This window comes from Pseudoalteromonas sp. NZS37, assembly GCF_015864265.1.
In the GTDB taxonomy this organism is placed as follows: domain Bacteria; phylum Pseudomonadota; class Gammaproteobacteria; order Enterobacterales; family Alteromonadaceae; genus Pseudoalteromonas; species Pseudoalteromonas arctica.
In genome coordinates, this window is record NZ_JADYXL010000002.1 from 478,931 (window position 1) to 504,282 (window position 25,352).

The window sequence follows — 25,352 nt, forward strand, 5'->3', positions numbered from 1 at the left end:
AAACTTCAACCTGATTGCACTAGCAAGACTTACACTAAAATTTACAAAGATTGTTATTTGGCATCATTTTTATGTATATAAGTATCAGATCAGTTGGATAAATTGTAAGGGATGTTTTAAATGCGATAGAAAGTGGTTCGATTGTATAAGTTATTCAGATAATTGAATTTTGGGTGTGTATTAAAATAGAAGATTTAAAAATATATGAATATATGAAATTTGTGTTCAAGGATTTAAAAAGAAGGATTTTATTAATTATGTACATAGAGAGGAATTATGGTGAAACAGAGACCTGCTTCACCAAGATGAACTAGAGTTCACATAATAAATTATGCTGCTTCTACGTTCTCAGCTTCAGGGCCTTTTTGACCTTGTTTGATGCTGAATGTCACTGCTTGACCTTCGCTAAGAGTGCGAAAACCAGAACCAGTGATTGCGCTGAAATGTACAAACACGTCAGGACCATTTTCTTGTTCAATGAAACCAAAGCCTTTAGCTTCGTTGAAAAACTTTACTTTACCAGTAACCGACATACTAAATTTTCCTGTAAGTCAATAATTAAAATTCAGCCATATTATTATGGCAATATCCTCCCTGAGTCAATGCTCAAAAATATGGAGGTACAGTACAGGAACAAGTAATAACCTAACCGGTAACCTTAAACGCAGCACAATATCCGTAAATTCAATACATAAAAACTCAAAGCAAGGTAAGATTAACACATTATATTTTTTTTCGCTCTATTAATTGGGAATTATTTATTAAAAATATAAATTTGTTTCAAATCGCCTTTAACTGACTAATTTCCAAGCAAAAACTATAAAGTATTATTGTAATATATATTGCTATAAACGCGTATAAAAGCCCTCTACAACAGCAATACTGTCAAACAACGCTTCAATAACATCAAAAATACAAACAAAAAAGCCGCTTTAAAAATGAAGCGGCTTTTGGTTTAAATATAGAGTATTAACTATTTAACAGACCAATCAATAGTATCTTCTGCTTTTATAGGCACAACTTCAGAGTCGCCTAGGGTATAACTTGCAGGTACGTCCCATGGTTTTCTTTGTAATGTTATTGTATCGGCATTACGCGGTAACTCATAAAAGTCAGGACCAAAGTGGCTTGCAAATCCTTCAAGCATGTCCAAAGCTCCTGCATCTTCGAATGCTTCAGCGTATAACTCAATAGCGGCATGAGCCGTATATGCACCAGCACAACCACAAGCAGCTTCTTTTTTATCTTTATAATGTGGTGCAGAATCAGTTCCTAAGAAAAACTTTTTATTTCCACTTATAGCTGCGGCCATTAATGCTTGCTGGTGAATGTTACGTTTGAGGATTGGCAAACAGTAATAATGTGGGCGAATTCCACCCGCTAACATATGATTACGATTATAAAGTAAATGATGAGCTGTAATTGTTGCTGCTACATTGCTAGGTGCATTAACTACAAACTCTACTGCATCTTTAGTTGTAATATGCTCTAGTACAATTTTAAGTTCAGGAAAGTCACTTACCACATTCCCTAAAATCGTATCTAAAAATACTTTTTCACGGTCAAAAATATCAATTGATGAATCAGTAACTTCTCCGTGTACTAACAGCAACATATCTACTTCTTGCATTGCTTTTAAAACCGGGTAAATATTTTTGACTGATGTAACACCCGAATCAGAATTGGTTGTAGCGCCAGCAGGATACAGCTTTGCAGCTACTATTTTACCCGTTGCTTTTGCTTTCTTTATTTCATCTGGTGTCGTTTTATCAGTAAGGTAAAGTACCATTAAAGGCTCAAAGGCACCTTGTGGGCCTGCTGCCATAATACGTTCTCGATAAGAGAGAGCGGTATCAGTACATGTTGCCGGCGGAACAAGGTTTGGCATAATAATAGCGCGACCCATGTATCTGCTAATGTCTCGTACAGTATCCTTTAGCTGGTCGCCATCACGTAAATGTACATGCCAGTCATCTGGGCGAGTGATAGTAAGGGTTGTTACAGAGTTTGTATTATTGCTTGTCATTACTTTGTTCCAAGGCTGAATTTATCCGATCATAGGCATATGATGTTTTCGAGTAAAGATTTTATTAAAAATAATGCATATGTTGATGACATTACCGAGTTGTGTAATTAAAGCTTAATACTCCAATTCAATTGGGATTAGCCAATGTTATTACTTACAATTAATTAAAGTCATTCGTCATAATAATTTACAGCCAATTAAAACCACTCATCGCTTTATTTTGTACAAAATCTAAGATTAGGTTAACTTAGCTACGTATTTAAAAATAAAAAGAATAATATAAATTGCCTATGTCTTACAAAAATGATGCCTCAAGAGCACTTGAGATAAAAACTGATCAACTGAGTATTATCAATCAATTTTCATCGAGCTTATTGCAACTAGACACACTAGACGAGCTATTTGAGTATGTTACAACGCACGTTGTTAACCGTTTAGGATTTGTTGATTGCGTTATTTACCTTGCCGATAACAATGCTTATACATTAAATCAAGTTGCCTCGATGGGTATTGCTCACGCCCGTGACAAATATCAAGCCGAACGTAAAGTAATACGTTTTAGTGAAGGAATTACTGGGGCTGTTGCAACTACTGGTAAAGCCGTAATTATCGATGATGTAACAAAAGATAGCCGTTATATCGCAGATGAGCGCCCTGCCCAATCAGAACTATGCGTCCCTCTTATATATAAAGAACAAGTTTTAGGTGTTATTGATTGTGAGCACCCTATTAAAGGCTACTTTACAAACGCACACCTTGAAATTCTTACAACAGTTGCCCACTTACTCAGTGCTAAAATTAACCAGGTAAATACGGTAAATAACTTACAAAAAACAGTTGAGCAACTTAACAACGCACAAAAATTAGAAAATAGCTTATTACAAATAGCCAACCTAACCTACAAAGCTAACGACTTAGATACCTTCTTTGAAGCCTTGCATTCAATTATCAATAACTTACTTCGTGCTGATAACTTTTTTATCGCTTTATATGACAAAAAAGTAGATATACTTGACCTTGTTTATATAGTCGAAGAAGGCATAAACACCAAAACACATCAAAAAATATCTAAAGAACAGCTAAAAGACACTGCTTCATATTACCTACTGCAAACAGAGCAAACCTTATTACTCAATAAAGATGCCTTTCAAAGTCATATAGATAACGGTGATTTTAAAATGGTAGGCAGACAATCAGAGTCTTGGTTGGGTGTTCCATTTAAAACAAGTGATCGTATAAGCGGTGTTATTGTTGTACAAAGCTACGATAAAACACTGCAATACAACGAACACGACAGCGCTCTTCTAACTTACGTAAGTCGCCAAATAAGTATGGCAATTGATAGACAACTAGCCCGACAAGAGCTCGAGCATAAAGCATTGCATGACGAGCTTACCGGCCTTGCTAACCGCTCATTACTCATTGAGAGAATAAAGCATGCTATTTTACGTTTAACGCGTGCTAAAAAAAGTACTAGCCATGCCCTGCTGTATCTAGATTTTGATCGTTTTAAAAGTATTAATGATTCGCTAGGGCATGAAGTCGGAGACCATTTTCTTATAAAAATATGCGACTTAATTAAAAGTACAGTACGAAGCACCGATACATTTGCTCGTTTAGGCGGTGATGAATTTGCTATTTTTATGGAAAATATCACACATAAAAACCAAGTTAATGAAGCTTTAAACCGAATTAAAAGCGCATTATCAAAACCTCTTAATGTAGATAGCCACTTACTTCAAGCCTCTACTAGTATTGGTATTGCCTATACCGACAACATAAACGATCAAGCTTATATATTACTGCAACAAGCTGATGCTGCTATGTATGAAGCAAAATCCACCGGGCGTGGACAAGTTAAGTTTTTTAATAACACGATGCGTAAAAAACTTAAAACCCATGCCGATATCGAAAACGACTTGCAACACGGTATAGAACACAACGAATTTGAACTCTATTTTCAGCCAATTTTTACAATTACCACAAGTGAGGTTATTGGTTTTGAAGCACTTGTGCGCTGGCATCATCCTAAAAAAGGATTTGTACCACCTAATGACTTTATACCGATAGCTGAAACTACAGGGCAAATTATAAATCTTGATTTACATTTACTTGATTTAGCCGCTCAGCAGATTTCTAATTGGCACCAGCAAGGTCATCGCTTTTTGAAAGTAACGGTTAATGTATCGTCACGGCATTTTGCAAGCCTCGATTTTGTAGCGCAAATACATTCTATTTATAATAAATACCAATTACCTCTGGGTTCTTTATGTTTAGAAATTACCGAATCAGGCTTAATAGAAAATCTAGAACTCGCCACTCAAATAATAGAAGGTCTTTCACCTTTAAAAGTAAAATTGTGCCTTGACGATTTTGGAACGGGTTACTCGGCACTCGGCTACTTGCACCAACTGCCTATTCATATTTTAAAAATAGATAAAAGTTTTATTGACCACCTACAAGATTCCACCAATCCACTTGTTGAAGCCATTTTATCACTTGCGCAATCATTAAAACTTGAGGTTGTTGCTGAAGGGATAGAAACACTTGAACAATTAGCCATTTTACAATCCACCGCGTGCGACTATGGCCAAGGTTTTTTAAAGTCAAAACCGGTCACAGCCAAAGAAGCCATATTACTTATTAATAAGCCCTTATAAAAAAGCCAGCGAGTAGGTCGCTGGCTTAGGTATTACGTATATACTCATTCATTGACCTAAACTAAAGCTAAAAAGCAAAATGACTTTAGTTTTTAAACCACAACCTAAAGTAACCATTCCCCACCCCACACAGTTATTTATATAGTCAAAATTCACACTGAGGTGAAGCACACCGCAATCGATATACTTAAAATACAACATGAAGCAAACTCATCTAAAACTCATCAAACCAGTTTTTGAATGACTTTTATCGTTACTAATTCTAATATTTTCGCGATTCATAACAACAAACTGCAATAAACCACAATAAATCGCAAACTTTTAGCCATCTAGACGTTGAAACGTTTTTTGTATAGGCGTAGTATGTGGTTAATCTGAGCTGAACTCACTTTTCCCATGAGAATTTTTAAAGATGATTGGTATTAAACATTTAAAAACCATAGCAACCCTAAAAGAAACAGGATCTTTGGTTAATACAGCACGAGAGTTATTTTTGACACAGTCTGCTTTATCTCATCAAATCAAAGATTTAGAGAATAAATTAGATTGCCAATTATTTGAGCGTAAAACTCAACCAGTCCGCTTTACCCCTCAGGGAATGCTATTACTTGAGTTGGCTCACGAAATATTACCAAAAATGGAAGCGACAAAATGCCGTTTGAAAGAAAGCTTAAATCAGCCTATTTCTCAACTGCGTTTAAGTGTGGAATGCCATGCATGTTTTCATTGGTTGTTGCCTACTATTAAAGAATTTAATAACTTTTGGCCTGATATAAAAATTGATTACGAGCGCGGCTTTAGTTACGACGCTATTCCTGACTTACTAAGCGATGAGCTAGATTTAGTTTTAACATCTGACATACGTGAACCCGACACATTAGAGTACGCGCACTTATTTGATTTTAAATTGAAGCTTATTGTGGCACCGGATCATGAACTTGCTAAAAAAGCGTATGTAACAGCGCTTGATTTAAAAAACGAAACTATTATTTCATACCCTATCCCGCGTGAACGCCAAGATATATTTAAGCATTTCATTCAAAATGCACGTTTTGACGGTACGTTAAAAACGGTTGACCAAGGATTACTTATTTTTCAACTAGTAAGTGCCGGCATGGGCGTTGCCGCTTTACCTGATTGGCTAGTTACACCTTATGAAAGCCAAGGCTTAATTAAATCAATTCCTTTGGGCGCTCTTGGCCTTACTCGTCCTATGTATTTAGCGATGAAAAAAGACATGAAAGATAACCCTGTTTATCGTCACTTTTTAAATACGTGTAAGCTAAATAACGGTCGATAATCATCAATATAATGAGTAATATCGCTGTAATTAACTCTACAGCGTTTAACTCTTATGTTTGTTATTAAAAAAATGATTGGTGGCTTACTTATGCCACTGCCTCTATTTGGTTTATTTGCGTGCCTGATGCTCCTACTCGCATTTAAAGGCCGCAAATCAGCTCTCTTCTTATCTACTTTAAGCTTAATTGTATTACTTGCATTGAGCACACCCTTTATCGCCAATTTAATTATCCAAAATAATGAACCTGCGTCGCTTGCATTTAATACCCTAAAGCATCCAAAAATAGACAAAATAGTTGTACTAGGTTGCGATATAAACCCAAACCCTGCACTCAGTGCTAATAATCAATTAGGTAATTGTGCACTAACGCGCTTAGTAGAAGGTGTAAAGCTAGCAAAGCACTACCCTAATGCAGAGCTTATAGTGTCAGGCGGGGGTTATCAAAATATCACTAATAGCGGGCTTATGTATCAAACGGCAATTAGTTTAGGCGTTAATAAGAGTCGTATATCCCAAAACCCAAAAGCAATGGATACAGGTGAAGAAGCTAAGTTACTGGCATCAAAATTAGTCGACTTTAAAGTTGCACTAGTAACATCTGTGCTGCACATGCCACGCGCAAAAGACTTATTTAATGCTCAAGGTATTGAAGTCATAACCGCAGCCACTGATTATCATAATTTTGCTGCACTTCCATGGAGCAAACAGTTTATTCCCAATGCTCATGCCTTACTTGTGGTTACGCAATACAGTCACGAAGTAGTAGGAAACACATGGATAAGTTTACGCCGCTGGATAGATCCAGAGGCACTGTAGCTCATTTCGTCTAACTAACCTGAACTCTAGATAATAAATCTATCTCAAGTAGCGTTCAGGTTAATTAATAGATAGCCTAGTTAAACTGGGTTATCTATGTCTATAAATGTCACATCAAAACCATGCTCTTGAGCAAGTAACTCACCCAGAGCTTTTACACCATAGCGCTCTGTTGCATGATGCCCTGCGGCAAAAAAATCAATGTTTTGCTCACGAGAACTATGAATTGTTTGCTCCGATGCCTCACCCGTTAAATAAGCATCAATGCCTTGCTCTGCAGCTAAATCAATATACCCTTGCCCACCACCAGTACACAGTGCAATGGTTTCAATTTTAGCTGAACGTACTAAACTTGTGAGTGGGGTTCGATTTAGCACTTTTGCAATTTTATCTGCAAAATCTTCACCACTTAATGGTGTTTTTAAACGCCCTTTCATTGCTACGCTATTTGAAGTTGGCTCTAGCCCTGTTTCAATTTCAATATCCAATAACTTTGCAAGTTGCGCGTTATTGCCAACTGCTGGATGAATATCGAGTGGTAAGTGATAGCCAAATAAATTAATATCGTGTGCTAATAACGCACCTATACGACGCTTTTTCATTCCCGTTATTGGTTGGGATTCCCCTTTCCAAAAAAATCCATGGTGAACTAAAATAGCATCTGCTTGTTGCTCAATGGCAGCATCTATTAATGCTTGACTTGCGGTTACACCCGTCACAATTTTTTTAATTTCGTTTTTACCTTCAACTTGTAAGCCATTTGGGCAAAAATCTTTAATTAATTGAGGTTTTAAAATGTCATTTAGGAGTTGGTTAAATTCTCTACGTTGCATATAACTTACCTTACTTAGCACTGAATTTTGTGCAAATTTTGGCGTTTATAGCCCTAAAATGGAAGGAAAATCGCAAAAAATTGAAAAACTGTTTTAAAATAGGTATAAATACCTCTTCTTTATCTGTGTTCACAACGTATAGGGTCTCTGATGAGCAAACTAGACAAAACAGAAGTGTTATCTGCCTTTGAAGCAGCGTACGAAACTGCCAATGGTAAAAAACCTGAAATCACAACTAAACCTGGTTGGTACAGCATTGATGGCGGTAAAAATTTACGCCTAGCTGACGTAGCAGAGCTTACTAAAAAGTTAAACTCTGGTAAAACAACTAAAACGAAAAAACCAAAAGCAGCTGCGCCTGTTAAAGCACAGAAAAAAGCGCCATTCACTGTTGTTACCGAAAACGAAGAAGGTTACACAGCGGAAGAACTTTGGATTGTAATTTTAGCTCGTAAAGATCATGACTGTCGCTTACCGCGCGGTGTTGTTTAATCAACATTTATGATTTTTAAAAGAAACCGCGTTAAGCGGTTTTTTTATGTGCGCGATTTGCTAAAAAATATCTAAAAATTATATTAATTATCGTCTTCCAACCTTAATTGCACATTTAATCAAAAAAATAGAGCCTTATAAGTTGAGTAAGACTAAAAAAAGCGGCTATGTAGCCGCTTTCAAAAGATCAAAATAAATTATAACTTTTCGAAGTAAAGTGGTTCGCGCTCTTTTTTACCCATTTCACTCATTGTCTCTGCATTGAATAAGCGACCATTGATCATGGTGTAATCTACTTTATCCGAATCTCGAATATTTTTAAGCGGATCGCCATCTATAACCATTAAATCTGCCAGTTTGCCCACTTCAAGCGAGCCTACGTTTTTATCAAGCCCTAAATACTTAGCCGGATCAATTGTCGATGCACGTATAGCTTCAAGTGATGTCATTCCGCCTTGTGCAAACATCCACATCTCCCAGTGTGCACCTAAGCCTTCACGCTGACCGTGAGCACCTAAGTTAACTAATACACCTAGGTCTTGCAGCTCAGCAGCAACGCGTGCGTTATTAAAGTGATTATAGTGATGATCGGGCGCTTTAATGCGGCGCATAGAGCGTGGTAATAATTGGTTTTTAGGCACAAATTTACTTAAACGCGGATGATTCCACACATCAGTTTTATCGTACCAGTAATTTTCACCCCAAATGCCACCATAAGCCACTACAAGTGTTGGTGTATAGCCAACATCACTTTGCGACCATAACTGCTTTATATCGTCGTATATGTTCTCTACAGGGATTGAATGCTCGATACCTGTGTGTCCATCTACAATCATACTTAAGTTATGTTGTAATAATGATCCACCTTCTGGTACTACCATCATTTCAAGCATCCGGCCTGCTTCAATAACTTGTTGGCGCTGCTCACGACGTGGTTGGTTATACGATTTAACACTAAACGCCCCTACTTTTTTAAGGCGCTCTAAATGAAATTTAGCATCGTCTAACGAGTCAATATGCGACGTATAACCTGGCATATTTGCGCCATATAAAATAGTACCGGTTGAGAAAATACGCGGGCCAACAATCATGCCTGCCTTTTGCATTTCGCTTGCGGTAAATATTTCTGAGGTATCGTTTGATGGATCGTGAATTGTAGTAACACCTAGCGCTAAACCTGCAAAGTTTTTCCAGTTTTGCTCAGGTATAATTTCGTCACTTGCTTGCGAGCCATGTGCATGAGCATCAACAATACCAGGCATAATAGTTTTACCTGTTACATCAATAACCTCAGCACCTTTAGGAATGCTTATATCGCTGGCTGTACCAATAGCTTTAATATGCTTGCCATCAGTAATAATGACACCATTTTCAATAACCTTTTCGCCGTCCATAGTTATAATTTTTGCACCAGTGAGCGCAATCATACCTTTAGGCTCTGCCATTTTTTTACTGAAACCGATATTATCGCCACTTTTCACTTTAAAGTCGGCATCTTCGGCTTTGTTAATGGCAAACATCCCCTCAAGGCTTGCATGATAAAGCTCAGGCCCTAATGTCCAATAAAGCGTGTTGCTCTTAGCGCTCCAACTAATGTTTTCACCAGCACGCACTGATAACTGCTCTATTGGGAATTGACTGTCTTTAGGCCCAATATTAATTGTTTTACCACTTTGAACAAACGGCGTTACAAATACTTTAAATCGCTCAGCAAAAGCCAGATATTGCCCATCTGGTGATACTCTAAATTCAGTCGCATGCTCTGACTCGTATAGTTTGCGAACTTTTTTACTTTCAAGCTCAACTACACTAAGCGTTGGTTTTGGCCAAGGACTCATTATAAAAACGCGATCGTTTGCATCTCCAAATTGTGGTTGATAACCACTTTTTGAAATAAGCTCACTTTTACCGCCTTTTGCGCTTACGCTATAAACCCCCGGATTAAGTGACCACTTAGGGTTTAAAATACTGCCCCCCGTGGCTTTTCGATAAACAACCGTTTTCCCATCTGGACTAAACGTAGGCTCTACGTACTTGCCAGGCTCTTTAGTTATTGTATCGCCACGACCACTGCGCGCAGACACAACCCTTACAGACCCTTGTTTGTTGTCATCCCATGTGGTGTAAACTATTTTTTTACCATCGCGAGAGTACTGTGGAAATAATTCGTAATGATCAGTTTGCTTTGTTAAACGCTTAATTTTACCCGACTCTAAATCGCGTTTATAAATATGCCCAAGCGCTTCAAAAATTGCCGTTTCGCCATCTGGGCTTACTTGCACATTACGCAGCATTTTTACATCAAATTCATCAGTATCTAAGTTTTGTGTAAAGCGCACTGCTTTTTGAATTTTTTTAGTGGTTTGCACTTTAAAAGGAATGGTTTTTACAGATTTGTCTGCAACATCTAGCTTGTGAATTGTACCACCAGCCCAAAATACTAACTCTTCGTTATCGGGGGTCCATGCAATAGTTGGGTATACACCATGAATAGCCCATGTTTCTTGCATATCTCGCTCAAGCTTATCGTAAAGCTTAGTGTGCTCACCGCTAGTTAAGTCATATAAATACAAGCTAGTTTGAAAGTCATCACGCTTTATATAAGCAAGCTTTTTACCATCTGGTGATGGTGTAGGCCTAATAGCACCGCCCATCGTATCGATTATGGTTTCAATTTCACCCGTTTCACGGTCGTAGCGCTTAATTTTATAAATGCCCGCTACAGAATCCTTTGAATAATGAAAGGTTTTACCGGGTGTTGCATCATGCGAAAAGTATACATAACGACCATCAGGTGAAAACATTGGCTCACCTAAATCTTTTTGATCGTTCTCGCGTTTTGTAAGCTGTACGCCCTTGCCACCCGCTTTGTGATACAACCACACTTCACCTGCTCCCAATGAGCGGCTAGCTGTAAAGTGTTTACGCGCAACTAAGTAGTCGCCATCAGGACTCCATGCAGGACTATTTAGTAATCTAAAGGTTTCATCGGTAACAGCGTGTTGATTTTCACCATTTAAGTCCATTATCCAAATGTTATCGCCACCACCTTGGTCGGAGGTAAACGCAATACTTTTGCCGTTAGGACTAAAGCGTGGTTGCATTTGCCATGCAATATCAGAGGTGAGCTTTGTGGCTGTACCACCACTCATTGGCATCGTATAAATATCGCCAAGTAAGTCAAACACCACGGTTTTACCATCAGGGCTAATATCTATATTCATCCATGTGCCCTGATCAACGCTAATTGCAGCGTCAACAAATTGCCCCTTAGGTGAATCTACTTGCCATTTTTGTTCGTCTTTTTCAGCGGCATTTACCTGCCCTATCGCTAATGACACCGACAGCGCCAATACTGTATGAAGCATTTTTTTCATGCGTTTCTCGCTTGTTATTGTTGCAGTAAAAACTATTTCACATGATTGCAACAAAAACAAACGCAACTTGCCAGCGTTATATGATAAAGCGCGGTTTATGTAGGTTTAATGCCAAACAATAGGGTCAAATTGATAGTAATTAACGAGCATACTGTAAATTTCAGGATCGTATCGGCGAAGCTCTGCGGGTTTTTCGAGGAAGGTTTCGGTGAGTACAGCAAAAAACTCAGCTTCGTTAGTCGCACCATAGCTGTGAATAACATGCGGCATGCTATAGGCAACATGGCTTTTTAACTGGGTGAAAGCACGGCTAAATACTCGGCCCCACTCTTTGTAATCTGCTGAGCTTTTTAAAATGGGCGTACCCGTTGTTTTACCTGTTTCTTGATCGAGTTGATGCGCAAACTCATGAAATACCAAGTTATGTCCATCGCTTGGTAAACGATTACCCTCAAGTACATCATGCCAGCTTAAAACGAGCGTGCCGCCAGGCCATGACTCGCCTAGTCTTACCGTATTATGGTAACTCACAAGTCCTGCACTATCGCGAGTTGATTGCGCAGCGTAATAAGCACTTGGATATAATAAAATTTCTTTTACATTTCTATATAACGGCCACGGTTTATTAAGTACTAATACACACGCATCGGCGGCAACAATTAACTTCATTGCAGACGTTAGCCTTAAGCCATCACAACCGACAAAGCGTTTTTCGTTTAAAAACCACGTAATATGTCGCTCTAATTTTTCTCTGTCGGCGTCGGTCATTTTTTTATAGATGGGCATGCAACGCAGTAAAATATCTTTTTGCTGCGAATTTAAAGCAAAGTCTTTATATTTACTGCGCCATAATCGGTCTTGAATTGATGGCCAACGCCAGAAAATCACCACAAAAAGAATTAAAACAACAATTAACAGTCCATTTATCATGGGGATTTCCTGAGCTAAGGTATGGTATATAAATATGTCCAGCACACGTGTTTTTCAAGCATACAAGGTTATGTATTTGAATATAAAGTAATTCACATCGCATTGCTTATAGATTACTTATAAATTGTTTACTGCTTTGCACTGCCGTTACTGATGTGTTTAAAGTTAATTTTTGCAAAAGGTATCAAATGTACCTTGCAATGTGCTTATAAATTTCGCTACGTGCAAACCATCCATTAATGAATGGTGTACATCGATAGCTAAAGGCATTGTGCCTGTGTGTTTATCAAACTGACCAAATACAAATTTAGGAATGCCTAAACTCTGCCCTTCACTAAATGCATGCGAAAACGCACTAAAATTCAGCCACGGCAAAACAGATATATGAATTAAATCAGCCTGCCCTTCTGTTTGAGCAAATGCATCAGAAAATAACGGCTGTAATTTCGCTTTTTTGCTTACGCCACTTGCATGATTTGCAAACTCTTTAAACTCGCCTGTGCTGTTAAAATAACTAAAAACAAACGTATCGTTTTCAGACAACTCAACCACACTTGCGCGAACACTATTAAGTAACCATGGTTGATTATCTATTATACGTAGCATTATTGAATCGTACTCATGGCACGCTTTTAAGGTGCAATATACATACGCTTGAAAAAAAGAAAATTGATTGGTTTTGCAATAGTCGTAAAGTGCTTGAGCATCTAAACGCACACACACATTAAAGTAAGGCTGAGAAAAGTGTTTAAATAATTCAAAGTGTTGCTTTCTAGGCCAATTATCTAAATCGATAGGCTGCATGAGAGAAGTTGAGGGAGTCATAATTTGCCGCACAAAATTAAAAATAAAGTGTACCGCTGTTCAGTAACAATTGCATCAGGGTCTGTTGATCTTTCAAGGTTAAATCCGCAAAGATCAACACCCCTTAACTTACAGATAAACAAAAGGTGTGCAATTGCACACCCTTATATAAATTAGAACTTAGATCACAGACCGTTTTTAATGATCTCTTGCGCTAATTCGTCAGCAATTAAATGCGTTGATTTTTGCTCTTTTTCGCTACGGGCAAAGATTTCAGTTAACGTATTAAAAATACCTTCAACATGTTTATTAGACGCTGCTGCACTGTAACCTTCTGGCGCTGTTTCGTAATAAACATTAATAATACCACCAGCGTTAATTACGTAATCTGGTGCATATAAAATGCCTTTTTCACGAATAACTTCACCGTGGCGAGACTCTGCCAGCTGATTATTAGCACAGCCTGCAATAATAGTCGCTTTTAAACGCGGTATCGTTAAATCGTTAATAGTTGCACCTAATGCACACGGTGCATAAACATCAACATCTAAGTCGTAAATTTCATCAATGCCAACCGCAGTCGCGCCAAAATCATTAACTACGCGATCAATTGCAACTTGGTTAATATCTGTTACAAACAACTCAGCGCCCGCATCAGCTAAATGCTTACATAAACCATAAGCAACAGCACCTAAACCTTGAACAGCCACTTTCACACCTGCAAAATCTTGATGACCACGTTGATGCTGTAGCGCTGCTTTAATTCCTAAAAACGTACCGTATGCTGTAAATGGCGATGGGTTACCACTTTTACCTTCAAGGCCCAGTACGTAATTAGTTTCTTTATTCATAATAGCTACATCAGCACATGTGATGTTTACATCTTCTGCTGAGTAATAACTGCCATTTAATCGCTCTAATTGGCGGCCAAATGCACGGAATAATTGCTCAGATTTAATTTCTTTCGCATTACCTATAATTACAGATTTACCGCCACCAAATGGTAAGCGCGCAACTGCATTTTTATAAGTCATGCCTTTTGATAAACGTAGCACGTCGTAAACAGCATCTTCGTCGTTCGCATAATCCCACATTCTACATCCGCCAACAGCAGGACCTAGGTTGGTATTATGTACAGCAATAATTGCTTTTAAACCCGATTCTTCATCAGAACAAAAAACCACTTGTTCATGGTTATCAAATTCAACTCGATTAAACACAGCCACTTAAAATACTCCGAAATAGTTAACCCGTGAGAGGGTATGCGCGCTGGAAATTGCCGAGACTTTATCACTTCATATTCGAGTTCGCTATACTCGCAGAAGATAAAACCAATGAAAACATCAAGCTTAAATTAAATAACCGGATTAAAACTATTGTATAGATAAAAAATTCACAAAATCGTCATTTGTAAGTTTTAAAAACTATAAATAGAACAACCACACCAACTTACGTTTACGTGAACGTAATACAACTATTGCGTGTAAAGTTTAATATACAAGTGCTGCTTGCCCGCCACGTACTGCTGCCTATAGGTTTCCAGTAAAAAGTGAGCTTTTTCGCAAACTGGTCAGAGCTGTAAACTTGGTAATGACTCTATTTAAAAAAACAAAAAAGCGAGCACTAGGCTCGCTTTTTAAAAATACAAAACGTACGTTATTTTAGCTTGCTATCAAGCTCTTCTATTTTAGCTTTCCAGATTGCAGGGCCTTGTGTATGCGCATTGGCGCCTTCACTGTCTACTGCAACGGTCACTGGCATATCTTCTACTTCAAATTCATAAATAGCTTCCATACCTAAATCTTCAAAAGCAACTACGCGTGCTTTTTTAATCGCTTTAGATACTAAGTAAGCTGCGCCGCCTACAGCCATCAAATAAACAGATTTATGCTCTTTAATAGACTCAACAGTTGCAGGTCCACGTTCAGCTTTACCAATCATGCCTACAATGCCTGTTTTTTCTAGCATCATATCGGTAAATTTATCCATACGAGTAGCTGTTGTAGGGCCTGCAGGACCTACTGCTTCATCGCGTACCGCGTCTACTGGTCCAACGTAATAAATAAATTTATTATCAAAGTCTACGCCTTTTGGTAAACCTTCACCTGAATTGATCATATCTTGCAGACGTTTATGCGCTGCATCACGACCTGTTAAAATAGTGCCCGAAAGTAAAACGGTTTCGCCCATTTTCCATTCTTGAACATCTTTTTTAGTCAGTGTATTTAAGTCAACACGACGTGTTCCTTCGCCCACTTCAAATGTTACTTGTGGCCAATCTTCTAGCTTAGGTGCTTTTAAATTAGCAGGGCCAGAACCGTCAAGTGTAAAATGTACATGGCGAGTTGCCGCACAGTTAGGGATCATTACTACAGGTTTTGAAGCCGCATGCGTTGGTGCTGTTTTAATTTTAACATCAACAACCGTTGTTAAACCGCCTAAGCCTTGTGCGCCAATACCTAATTTATTAGCACGGTCAAAAATTTCTAAACGTAGCTTTTCTTCAGTCGTTTCTGCGCCGCGCTCCATTAGTTCATGGATATCAACCGGGTCCATTAACGACTCTTTAGCCATTACTGCCGCTTTTTCAGCCGTACCACCAATACCTATTCCTAGCATGCCTGGCGGACACCAACCAGCACCCATTGTTGGTAGTGTTTTTTCTACCCATTCAGCAACATCATCTGACGGGTTTAACATAACCATTTTACTTTTGTTTTCAGAGCCGCCGCCTTTAGCCGCAACCATTACTTCTACTTTACCGCCCGCTACTAAATCAATATGCACAACCGAAGGCGTATTATCTTTCGTGTTTTTACGCGTGCCAGCAGGGTCTGCAACAATAGATGCACGTAAAGGGTTATCTGGATTCAAATATGCACGACGAGTACCTTCATCAACCATTTGTTGAACGGTTAAATCTGTTTTATCCCACTTAACATCCATACCTACTTTAACAAAACAGGTAATAATACCGGTATCTTGGCAAAGTGGACGCTTGCCTTCAGCCGACATGCGTGAGTTAATTAAAATTTGTGCAATGGCGTCTTTAGCCGCTTTACTTTGTTCTTTGTTGTAAGCTTTTTCGAGAGCTTGAACAAAATCAAGTGGGTGATAGAACGAAATATATTGCAATGCATCTTCAATGCTATCAATAAAGTCTTGCTGACAAATTGTACTCATAGTGGTTCCTTAAGTTACCGTTACGCGTTGTCGCGTAATCTAAATCAAACCGGTGACGGTGGTTTGCACTGTTTTTTACAGCTTAGTGCTGCCAAAAAATTTGACTTATGATACCCTCCCAGCCCGTTTCGAGCCAGTTCTTAAAGGGGCAGTAAATGCTAAACAATAAAAAAAATTGTATTAAATTAGGCATAACACAAAACTGCATTGACGTTTTTGCGCATTTTTCACATTTGCCTTATGCAATTCTATTAGATTCTGCAAATAGTAATCATATAAACAGCCGTTTTGATATTATTGCCATTGAGCCGCAAAGTACCCTTGAAGTAAAAAATAATAAAAGCTTTTTAAATAATATAGAAAGTAGTGATAACTGCTTTGAAATTATGAACAATGAGCTTTCACATCTTGATAAAACAAAAGCCGGTTACGATTTACCCTTTAACGGCGGCTGGCTTGGCTACTTTGGCTACGACCTAGGCCGTACAATTGAAAACATCCCCACTCATGCTATTGAAGACATTAACCTTCCCCAAATGGCTATTGGCCTTTACTTAGATGCCCTTATTTACGACAAGCAGCAACAAAGCTGGTTTTATGTATCGCAGCCAAACACCGATCGATTAGCGCTTTATCAGCAATACTTAAATACACACGTTAACTCCCGAGTTAATACGCAGTCCTTTGCCCTAAACAGCGACTGGCAATCAAATATGAGCGAAACGGAATACGCTGCAAAGTTTGCCCAAATTGAGGAGTATTTAAAAAGTGGCGATTGTTACCAAATTAATTTAGCGCAGCGCTTTAACGCTCAGTTTGAAGGCTCCCCTTGGGCAGCTTATATTAAACTGCGTGAGGCAAATAAAGCGCCGTTTTCAAGCTTTATAAATCACCCTCAAGGGGCTATTTTATCAATTTCTCCTGAGCGCTTTATATCTGTAAACAATAACGTTGTAGAAACCAAGCCAATTAAAGGCACACTGCCGCGAAAAGCAGATGCACTAGAGGATCAACAACAAGCGAAAATACTCGCAGCATCAGCTAAAGATCGCGCTGAAAATGTAATGATTGTTGATTTACTGCGTAACGACTTAGGCAAAGTGGCAAAACCTGGCAGCGTTCACGTCCCTTCCCTTTTTGCTATTGAAAGCTTTCCGGCAGTGCATCATTTAGTAAGCACGGTAACCTCAGAACTTGATGAAGGTAAAACAGCGGTCGATCAGCTAAAAGCGGCTTTCCCGGGTGGCTCAATCACCGGTGCGCCCAAAATTAGAGCGATGGAAATAATTGAAGAATTAGAACCGCATCGCCGCAGCATTTATTGTGGTTCAATTGGTTATTTAAGTGCATGTGGAAATATGGATACGAGTATCACTATTCGCACCTTGGTGTGCCACAAAGCGCAAATTTACTGCTGGGCAGGTGGCGGAATAGTCGCTGATTCTAAAGTCGAATTGGAATATCAAGAAACTTACGATAAAGTAAATAAAATCCTCCCTTTATTAAAACAGTAGGTCGTTTTGAATAGTGAACACATTATGGCGCGGTTTCTGTTAAGCCCTACAGCTGCGCCAAATCAGTTAAAAGACACACGTAAAAAACGCGCTAGCGCTGTTATGCTACCCATTATTGATATAGATAACCATGCACATATTTTACTGTGTAAACGCCCTACTTATTTACACCATCACCCTGGGGAGATTTGTTTGCCCGGAGGCAAGTTTGAAGTAAGCGACATTACCCTTCGCACCACAGCACTTCGCGAACTAAAAGAAGAGCTAAATATTGCCCAAAGCAACGTTAATGTATTAGGTCACTTACCTGAGTATTCAACCTTAACGGGTTTTAGTATTAGCCCCTATGTGGGTTTACTCAAAAAAAACACCACCTGGGAAAATGACTATAATGAAGTACAAGCGAGCTTTTTGCTCTCTGTCACTGAATTAAATAACGAAGCTAACTGGCAACCCTTACCTTTTCAACGATTTGGGAAAACGGTTATTTTGCAAGGTTTTAAAACGCCGCATGGTTTACTTTGGGGTGCGACGGCAAGCATTATAAAAAACTTTACAAAACAACTCGCCTTACCAGTTTAAATCTTCGTTATTAGTAGTTACACAATCACAATTCCACGTTATCATGCTCGACCGTTCAAAGAGCAGCTTCGTGCTGATAAAACAAAGTAGAGACACACACATTATGATCAGTGCATTTGATATGTTTAGTATTGGTATTGGCCCTTCGTCATCACACACCGTTGGCCCAATGCGCGCATCACGCTTATTTGTTAATGACCTACAAGAACAACAATTATTAGCAAATGTTACCGATATTAAAGTAGAGCTTTATGGCTCTCTTGGTCAAACAGGTGTTGGCCATGGCTCGGGTAAAGCCGTAATTCTTGGTTTAGCCGGTTACGATCCTGAAACAATTGATGCCGATTTAGTCGACGACATTTTAGCAACCATTGAAAAAGATCAGGTTATTTATCTAAACAAAACACACAAAGCTAAGTTTCCAAAACAAGGTGCTATTGTTTTTCATCGTCGTAAAACACTGCCTAAGCATTCTAATGCAATGGAAATTATCGCCTCAAACAACGGCGAAAAAGTTTACAGCAAAGTATATTACTCTATTGGCGGTGGCTTCATTGTTACCGACGAAGAGTTTGAAAACGAAAAACAGGCGGCCCTCGATATTAGAGAAGAAAATCCAGCCCCCTTCCCATTTGGTAGCGCAAAAGAACTACTAGAGATGTGTAAAGAGTCTGGGTTTAGTGTTTCTACCTTGATGATGAAAAACGAAAAAACACTGCGCACTGAAGACGAAGTAAAAGACACATTGTTCCATATTTGGAAAGTAATGATGGCTTGTATTGACCGTGGTATGCGCACCGAAGGTATTTTACCTGGCGGCTTAAAAGTAAAGCGCCGTGCGCCCAGCTTATACTTAAAACTAAATATAGAGGTCAGTAACGACCCGCTTCGTGCAATGGACTGGGTTGATTTATTTGCCCTTGCCGTAAACGAAGAAAATGCGGCAGGTGGCCGTGTAGTTACCGCACCAACTAATGGTGCTGCGGGTATTTTACCAGCTGTGCTTATGTACTATCACACATTTGTGAAAGAAGTAGACCGCGATATAGCCACGCGTTATTTATTAACCGCTGCTGCTATTGGTATTTTATATAAAAAGAATGCCTCTATATCGGGTGCCGAAGTAGGTTGCCAAGGTGAAGTGGGCGTTGCGTGCTCTATGGCTGCAGGCGCATTAACAGAAATTGTTGGTGGCAATGTTGTGCAAGTAGAAAACGCAGCAGAAATTGGTATGGAACATAATTTAGGCCTAACGTGCGACCCTGTTGGTGGCTTAGTACAGGTGCCGTGTATTGAACGTAATGCAATGGGCGCTATTAAAGCAATTAACGCTTCACGTTTAGCTATACGTGGCAGTGGCGAGCAAAAGGTATCACTTGATAAAGTGATTAAAACCATGCTTGAAACTGGTAACGATATGAAAACTAAATATAAAGAAACCGCTCGCGGTGGATTGGCTGTTAATATTATCGAATGTTAATCAGCTCGCTATAAAAAGAAGAAGCCGCCTATTTTTAAAATAGGCGGCTTTTTTATTATTCGTTTAATGTAGTGACATTATTTAACGGGTAACTCTATATCTGCAAATAACTTATCTACGTCATCTTGGTTACGTAATAAGCTTGCTCGCTCTACTCGCTCTTTAGTTAAGTGCGGTGCAAAACGTTCGATAAAATCATACATATAAGTACGTAAAAAGCTGCCCTTTCTAAAACCAATTTTGGTCGTACTAGCTTCAAATAAGTGGCTTGCATCAATACACACTAAATCGGTATCGCTTACTTGATCTATCGCCATTGAAGCAACAACACCAACTCCTAAACCCAGTCGTACGTATGTTTTTATAACATCAGCATCGGTTGCGGTAAATACAATGTGTGGTTCAAGCCCGTGTGCGCTAAACGCTTTATCTAACTCTGAGCGGCCCGTAAAACCAAATACATATGTAATAAGTGGATATTGAGCAATATCAGCCACAGTTAAACTATTTGCCTTTTTAGCGAGCGGATGGTCTTTAGCGACAACAATACTGCGATTCCAATGGTAGCAAGGCAGCATAACTAAATCTGAATACAAATGCAGTGCTTCTGTTGCAATAGCAAAATCGGCATCACCGCGTGCTGCAGCATCCGATATTTGCTGTGGAGTACCTTGGTGCATATGAAGCGATACCGCAGGGTATTTTTTCATAAACCCTTGAATTACGTTAGGCAAAGCATAACGAGCTTGGGTATGTGTTGTAGCAATATTTAACTTACCTTGATCAGGTAGCGTATGCTCATTAGCAACGGCTTTAATACCTTCTACTTTAGAGAGTATTTCACGAGAAATATTAATAATATCTTCGCCGGCACCGGTTACATGCGTTAAATGCTTACCACTGCGACCAAAAATTTGCACACCCAACTCATCTTCTAACATGCGTACTTGTTTAGAAATTCCTGGCTGCGAGGTAAATAAACTCTCAGCAGTCGCTGAAACATTTAATTTATGATTTTGTACTTCTACGATGTATCTGAGTTGTTGTAATTTCATGGCTGCAAATTTTAACGTTATTATTCATATTATTTATAAAGGCAATACCGCTTAAAACCAAGTGTTATTTACGTAAAATAGCACTTTAGGTCTTTAGGTGTGCAATTATCTGATTAGAGCTCAAGGCTAGCATAATAAATATGCTTCAGGTAGCGATGATTATTCAGCTTTAGTTTATAAGCCCTTAGGCTTACTGCAGTTTATAAAGAGCTCAACCTATCAATTTTTTGGTATATTTTTTAAGTTAATCGGCGCAAAGCTACCCTGTTAACGTATATTTAATGTAAGATTAAATAATTAGGTTATATATCCGAGAATTACACCATGATCGTTTCTATTATAATAGTGCTTATAGTTGCATTGATTGTGATTGCACTTTGGGTAAGTGCTGTACAACAACACAAAGAAAAACAAGAGGCAGAACGCCGTAAAGAGCTTACAAAACAAAAAGCTATAATAGAAGAAACAGAAGAAGCACTAATGAATAGTGCTAACATCCCCCTTTCTGAAAATCTAATTCGTACATTACAGCGCCGTATTTACGAAGCCTTAAATACAATGGTTACTAACTCGCAAACATCTAAAGCACTTAAAAGCCGCTTAAGTGAAGCAAAAACGCACTTATCTAATCCAGTTCAAGATAATAGCAGTGAAGCTTTAACGCTACCGAGTAATGACAAACAACTTGTAGGCCTAATTCAGGGCATTAAAAAATTACGCTCAATTTTACGCTCTGAACACAGCAAAGGTCGTATTGATAGCCAAGTTTTTGTTTTAGAAGATAAACGTCTCGAAAAACTACAACTGCGTATTAATATTGAAAGCCAAATAAAACGTGGCTTGTCTGCCCGCTCAGCCAGTATGGTTGGCTCTGCAAGACAGTACTTTGAAAAAGCGCAGGCAACACTCAGCGCAGTTACCTACTCTGATGAATATGTAACAACAAAACGGCTAGAAGTTGAGGGTTACTTAGAGGCAATTAGTGTTGAACTGAGAGCTTCTAATGCAAGCGCACTTAAAAAGAAAACAGAAGAAGAGCAAGACGACTTAGATATACTGTTTGCTCCTAAAAAGAAATGGTAGTGCTTTTATAAAAGCATTAAAAAAGCCTGCACAAATTAAAATTTGTGCAGGCTTTTTTGTATTTTTTGTTAGCTATTAAGACAAAAATGCAAACTTGAAAACAAACAAGGCTGTTAATATCCAAACACTAATACTGACTTGATCTTGCTTACCGCACAAGACTTTAACCGCCGTATAAGATATAAAACCAAGTGCAATACCGTGCGCAATCGAAAACGTTAATGGTGTCATTAGTAATACCACAGTAACAGGAATTGCATCGGTCATATCATCCCAGTTTACAAACTTTAAATTTTGCAGCATCAGCACAGCGACATATAAAATAGCGCCTGCCGTAGCATAAGCCGGTACCATTTGTGCAAGCGGTGCAAAAAACATCATTAGTAAAAAGCAAATGCCTACAACTACAGCTGTTAAGCCAGTACGTCCGCCAACAGATACACCAGCAACCGATTCTATATACGATGTGGTCGTAGACGTACCTAGCATCGCACCTGCAATTGTTGCTGAGCTGTCAGCACTTAATGCGCGCCCTAAACGAGGCATGTTACCTTTTTCATCAGCTAAACCTGCTTTTTGAGTTACCGCAACTAATGTACCCGAAGTATCAAAAAGATCGACAAACAAGAAAGCAAAAATAACACTCATCATTGATATATCAAAAGCGGCTGCAAAATCTAGCTGCATAAAAGTAGGCATTATTGATGGTGGCATAGCCATAACACCGTGATATTCAACAAGCCCCAAACTTAAAGCAATGCCAGTCACTAATAAAATACTAATAAGCACGCCACTTTTAAAATCGCGGTATAAAAGCGCTGCAATTACAAAAAAGCTTAATATAGCCAATAACGGTCCTGGAGAAGTAATGTCGCCCAACTGTACTAATGTTGCCGGGCTTGAGACAATAATGCCTGCATTTTTAAGGGCAATTAATGCTAAAAAAGCACCTATACCCGTTGCGATTGCTCGCTTGAGCACCAGAGGTATGGCATTAATAATCCACTCTCTGACTTTAAATAAGCTTAAAAACAAAAATATACAACCGGACATAAATACAGCCCCTAACGCGGCTTGCCAGGTATAACCCATTCCTAATACGACACCATACGTAAAAAAGGCATTTAGTCCCATACCAGGCGCTAATGCTAATGGATAGTTAGCCCATAAACCCATTATAAAACAGCCTATCGCAGCTGCTATACATGTCGCTACAAATGCAGCCCCTTGATCCATCCCAGCCTCTGCGAGCATAGCCGGGTTTACAAATACAATGTATACCATAGTTATAAAGGTAGTTAGGCCAGCAACGCATTCGCGTTTAACTGTTGAATTATTTTCGCTCAGTTTAAATAAGGCTTCGAACATAATAAACTTGTGATAGTAAAAAGTGGCGAGATTTTAACATAAAAATTATCTTTTACAGGACATTTTACCTTGCTATATACTAAACTGTTAGAGTAGTTAAAATAATAAATGAACCAATATGCTTAAAACAACACCTTGTGAGCAAGACTTAGAGCAACAGCTAGATAATATTTTAGGTTTTGTTACTCAACCCGAAAATACCTCTGTGCCCGTTGATAATAAAAAAGATGAGCAAAGTACGTTAAATAAAGCCCTATATTATTTAAAAAATAATCAAGCTCCATTGGCTGCAAAATGGATGCGACTTGCTGCAATGGCGGGAAACCATAGAGCACAGTTTTATTTAGGTTTATTCTTTGTGAAAGGTGAAGGCGTGCCACAAAGTGTATTTCATGCTGTAGCTTGGTTAAGCTTAGCAAGTAGCCAAGGGTACGCCCCTGCCACTGCAGCGGTTACAGATATACGCAAACATATCGAAACTAAGCGATTTAAAGATGCTCAATGTTATGCGGCAAGTTTGTACGAACAAATCCACCAACTCCAGTTTTCTCATATGATCCCTCGCACGAGTGAAAACACATAAGCTAACTATGATAGAAGTACTGTATGCAGTGTAAAAAAATACTGTATATGGTTACAAAGATAATCCTATACAGTATAAAACCCCAAAATGAAGACACTGCTCAAAAATTTATTTTTAGAATACCCTCTCAAAAATAATTCCATAACAATCTGATTAATAAAGAATTATAAATTAAAAAAATAAAAACAATGATCAAAAGCTGAATAACTGTACAAATAAATAGCATAAAAGGCTTGCACGAAAGCACTGTATAAACTACTGTATATGAATACTGTATAAAAACCCAGTGAGTGAAATTATGTTACAGCCTATTACCGTAAGAACAGTTAAAAGTTACCAACAAGATGAGCAAAGCGATTGCGTGAATTTGATTCAAATTGAAGATGAAATTTCAGCGACCTTTGAGCTTTTAAAAGTATTACACCAATACAATAGCTCTAATGCATGGACGTTACTAATTGCTCCAGATCATGTACCTAGCAAAGCTTTACTTGACTCATGCTCTATTGATACAAGTAAATTACTTGTTATTAGACAAAAGCACCTAGTAAATTTAGAGTATGTATTAAATTCTGCATTACATAACGGAAACTTTGCAGCGGTAATTACCTGGACCGATATAGTTAATAACCAACTACTTACGAATCTATCGTTCGATTTAAGTAAAACGAATACAAAACTATACTGTTTTACTAAAAAGTCTCAAACAACAGAGATATCACTCGCCCAATAAGCTTGTTAAACTAATGTTTTAGACTTTGTATTATTATTATGACTTCACTCAATACCACATTATGTTTTTGCAGCAGTGGGCACAATTATGCCGATTGCTGTGAGCCGCTTCACTTATCTGTTAAGCAAGCTGATTCTCCTGAACAACTTATGCGCTCACGATTCAGTGCTTATGTTATTAAAAATGCAGAATATGTTTATCAAACCTACGCAAAAGAAAAACAAGCTGAAAATCCGGTTAAAGAAATCAATGATTTTGCTAACAGCTGTCGATTTATAAATCTTGATGTAATTGGGTCAAGCCATGATGGAGATACCGGCACTGTAGAATTTAAAGCCCAATATTTTTATCAAAACTTATTTTGTGAGCTTCACGAAAAATCGCAGTTTATTAAAGAAAATACTCAATGGTGTTATTTAGATGGCACTATATATCCTGTTGAAGATATTAAAGTGGGCAGAAATGATGACTGCCCATGTGGTAGCAATAAAAAGTACAAAAAATGTCATAGCGTGTAATAAATAATCTTA

General features: G+C 38.4%; 21 protein-coding genes. 11 read left to right on the forward strand and 10 right to left on the reverse strand.

The features are described from left to right. Positions 1–329: 329 nt before the first annotated feature. Together I6F47_RS05440 and pyrC are read right to left on the reverse strand one after the other, a co-directional pair. Positions 330–533 (reverse strand): cold-shock protein, encoded by a 204-nt coding sequence (locus I6F47_RS05440; RefSeq protein ID WP_002961702.1) that lies wholly within the window; start codon positions 531–533, stop codon positions 330–332. A 440-nt stretch (positions 534–973) separates the two neighbouring features. Further along, entirely contained in the window at positions 974–2,026 is a 1,053-nt protein-coding gene (gene pyrC / locus I6F47_RS05445) for a dihydroorotase (RefSeq protein ID WP_197183484.1), read from the reverse strand. Positions 2,027–2,316: 290 nt separating this feature from the next. On the opposite strand from pyrC, the gene I6F47_RS05450 reads away from it, so the two are divergent. The 3 genes from I6F47_RS05450 (at position 2,317) to I6F47_RS05460 (ending at position 6,805) form a co-directional block, all read left to right on the forward strand. Beyond that, entirely contained in the window at positions 2,317–4,686 is a 2,370-nt protein-coding gene (locus tag I6F47_RS05450; RefSeq protein ID WP_197183485.1) for a GGDEF domain-containing protein, read from the forward strand. 412 nt (positions 4,687–5,098) lie between these two features. After that, entirely contained in the window at positions 5,099–5,986 is an 888-nt protein-coding gene (locus tag I6F47_RS05455) for a LysR family transcriptional regulator (protein WP_002961689.1), read from the forward strand. Between the two features lie 54 nt (positions 5,987–6,040). Further along, on the forward strand, positions 6,041–6,805 hold the full coding sequence (locus I6F47_RS05460; protein WP_197111518.1) for a YdcF family protein: 765 nt from the start codon (positions 6,041–6,043) through the stop codon (positions 6,803–6,805). A gap of 80 nt (positions 6,806–6,885) precedes the next feature. On the opposite strand, the gene I6F47_RS05465 is transcribed toward I6F47_RS05460, so the two are convergent. Beyond that, positions 6,886–7,638, reverse strand: a complete 753-nt coding sequence (locus I6F47_RS05465; RefSeq protein ID WP_024598325.1) for a Nif3-like dinuclear metal center hexameric protein — start codon at positions 7,636–7,638, stop codon at positions 6,886–6,888. 150 nt (positions 7,639–7,788) lie between these two features. On the opposite strand from I6F47_RS05465, the gene I6F47_RS05470 reads away from it, so the two are divergent. Beyond that, positions 7,789–8,130 carry a hypothetical protein gene (locus I6F47_RS05470; RefSeq protein WP_002961684.1) on the forward strand — a complete coding sequence of 114 codons (342 nt, stop codon included), beginning with the start codon at positions 7,789–7,791 and terminating at the stop codon, positions 8,128–8,130. Between the two features lie 197 nt (positions 8,131–8,327). Here I6F47_RS05470 and I6F47_RS05475 read toward each other — a convergent pair whose 3' ends face one another. The 5 genes from I6F47_RS05475 to I6F47_RS05495 form a co-directional block, all read right to left on the reverse strand. Further along, entirely contained in the window at positions 8,328–11,507 is a 3,180-nt protein-coding gene (locus I6F47_RS05475) for an amidohydrolase family protein (RefSeq protein WP_024598324.1), read from the reverse strand. Between the two features lie 105 nt (positions 11,508–11,612). Then, positions 11,613–12,437, reverse strand: coding sequence for a M90 family metallopeptidase (locus tag I6F47_RS05480; protein WP_197183486.1), 825 nt, complete (start codon positions 12,435–12,437; stop codon positions 11,613–11,615). Between the two features lie 165 nt (positions 12,438–12,602). After that, positions 12,603–13,241 carry a CatA-like O-acetyltransferase gene (locus tag I6F47_RS05485; protein WP_024598322.1) on the reverse strand — a complete coding sequence of 213 codons (639 nt, stop codon included), beginning with the start codon at positions 13,239–13,241 and terminating at the stop codon, positions 12,603–12,605. A gap of 185 nt (positions 13,242–13,426) precedes the next feature. Next, on the reverse strand, positions 13,427–14,467 hold the full coding sequence (locus tag I6F47_RS05490) for a Leu/Phe/Val dehydrogenase (RefSeq protein WP_024598321.1): 1,041 nt from the start codon (positions 14,465–14,467) through the stop codon (positions 13,427–13,429). A gap of 430 nt (positions 14,468–14,897) precedes the next feature. Then, entirely contained in the window at positions 14,898–16,424 is a 1,527-nt protein-coding gene (locus I6F47_RS05495; protein WP_007583843.1) for a fumarate hydratase, read from the reverse strand. A 155-nt stretch (positions 16,425–16,579) separates the two neighbouring features. Here I6F47_RS05495 and pabB point away from each other — a divergent pair, with 155 nt between their 5' ends. The 3 genes from pabB to I6F47_RS05510 all read left to right on the forward strand — a co-directional run bounded on the left by pabB (position 16,580) and on the right by I6F47_RS05510 (position 20,000). Next, entirely contained in the window at positions 16,580–17,938 is a 1,359-nt protein-coding gene (gene pabB, locus I6F47_RS05500) for an aminodeoxychorismate synthase component I (RefSeq protein ID WP_024598320.1), read from the forward strand. A gap of 6 nt (positions 17,939–17,944) precedes the next feature. After that, on the forward strand, positions 17,945–18,520 hold the full coding sequence (locus I6F47_RS05505; protein ID WP_024590991.1) for an NUDIX hydrolase: 576 nt from the start codon (positions 17,945–17,947) through the stop codon (positions 18,518–18,520). 103 nt (positions 18,521–18,623) lie between these two features. Beyond that, complete coding sequence (locus I6F47_RS05510; protein ID WP_010555091.1) at positions 18,624–20,000, forward strand: L-serine ammonia-lyase; 1,377 nt, start codon at positions 18,624–18,626, stop codon at positions 19,998–20,000. 77 nt (positions 20,001–20,077) lie between these two features. On the opposite strand, the gene cysB is transcribed toward I6F47_RS05510, so the two are convergent. Continuing rightward, a complete protein-coding gene (cysB, locus tag I6F47_RS05515; RefSeq protein WP_002961670.1) occupies positions 20,078–21,055 on the reverse strand; it encodes an HTH-type transcriptional regulator CysB in 978 nt (325 codons plus the stop codon). A gap of 324 nt (positions 21,056–21,379) precedes the next feature. Here cysB and I6F47_RS05520 point away from each other — a divergent pair, with 324 nt between their 5' ends. Next, complete coding sequence (locus I6F47_RS05520; protein WP_007583833.1) at positions 21,380–22,138, forward strand: hypothetical protein; 759 nt, start codon at positions 21,380–21,382, stop codon at positions 22,136–22,138. Positions 22,139–22,213: 75 nt separating this feature from the next. On the opposite strand, the gene I6F47_RS05525 is transcribed toward I6F47_RS05520, so the two are convergent. Beyond that, a complete protein-coding gene (locus I6F47_RS05525) occupies positions 22,214–23,506 on the reverse strand; it encodes an NCS2 family permease (RefSeq protein ID WP_010555089.1) in 1,293 nt (430 codons plus the stop codon). Positions 23,507–23,624: 118 nt separating this feature from the next. Here I6F47_RS05525 and I6F47_RS05530 point away from each other — a divergent pair, with 118 nt between their 5' ends. From I6F47_RS05530 to I6F47_RS05540, 3 genes are all read left to right on the forward strand, one after another. After that, positions 23,625–24,089: a tetratricopeptide repeat protein gene (locus I6F47_RS05530; protein WP_007583707.1), complete on the forward strand. Its 465-nt coding sequence runs from the start codon at positions 23,625–23,627 to the stop codon at positions 24,087–24,089. A 298-nt stretch (positions 24,090–24,387) separates the two neighbouring features. After that, on the forward strand, positions 24,388–24,822 hold the full coding sequence (locus I6F47_RS05535; protein WP_007583705.1) for a SulA-like leucine-rich domain-containing protein: 435 nt from the start codon (positions 24,388–24,390) through the stop codon (positions 24,820–24,822). 38 nt (positions 24,823–24,860) lie between these two features. Continuing rightward, complete coding sequence (locus I6F47_RS05540; protein ID WP_165722458.1) at positions 24,861–25,340, forward strand: YchJ family protein; 480 nt, start codon at positions 24,861–24,863, stop codon at positions 25,338–25,340. Positions 25,341–25,352 lie beyond the last annotated feature (12 nt).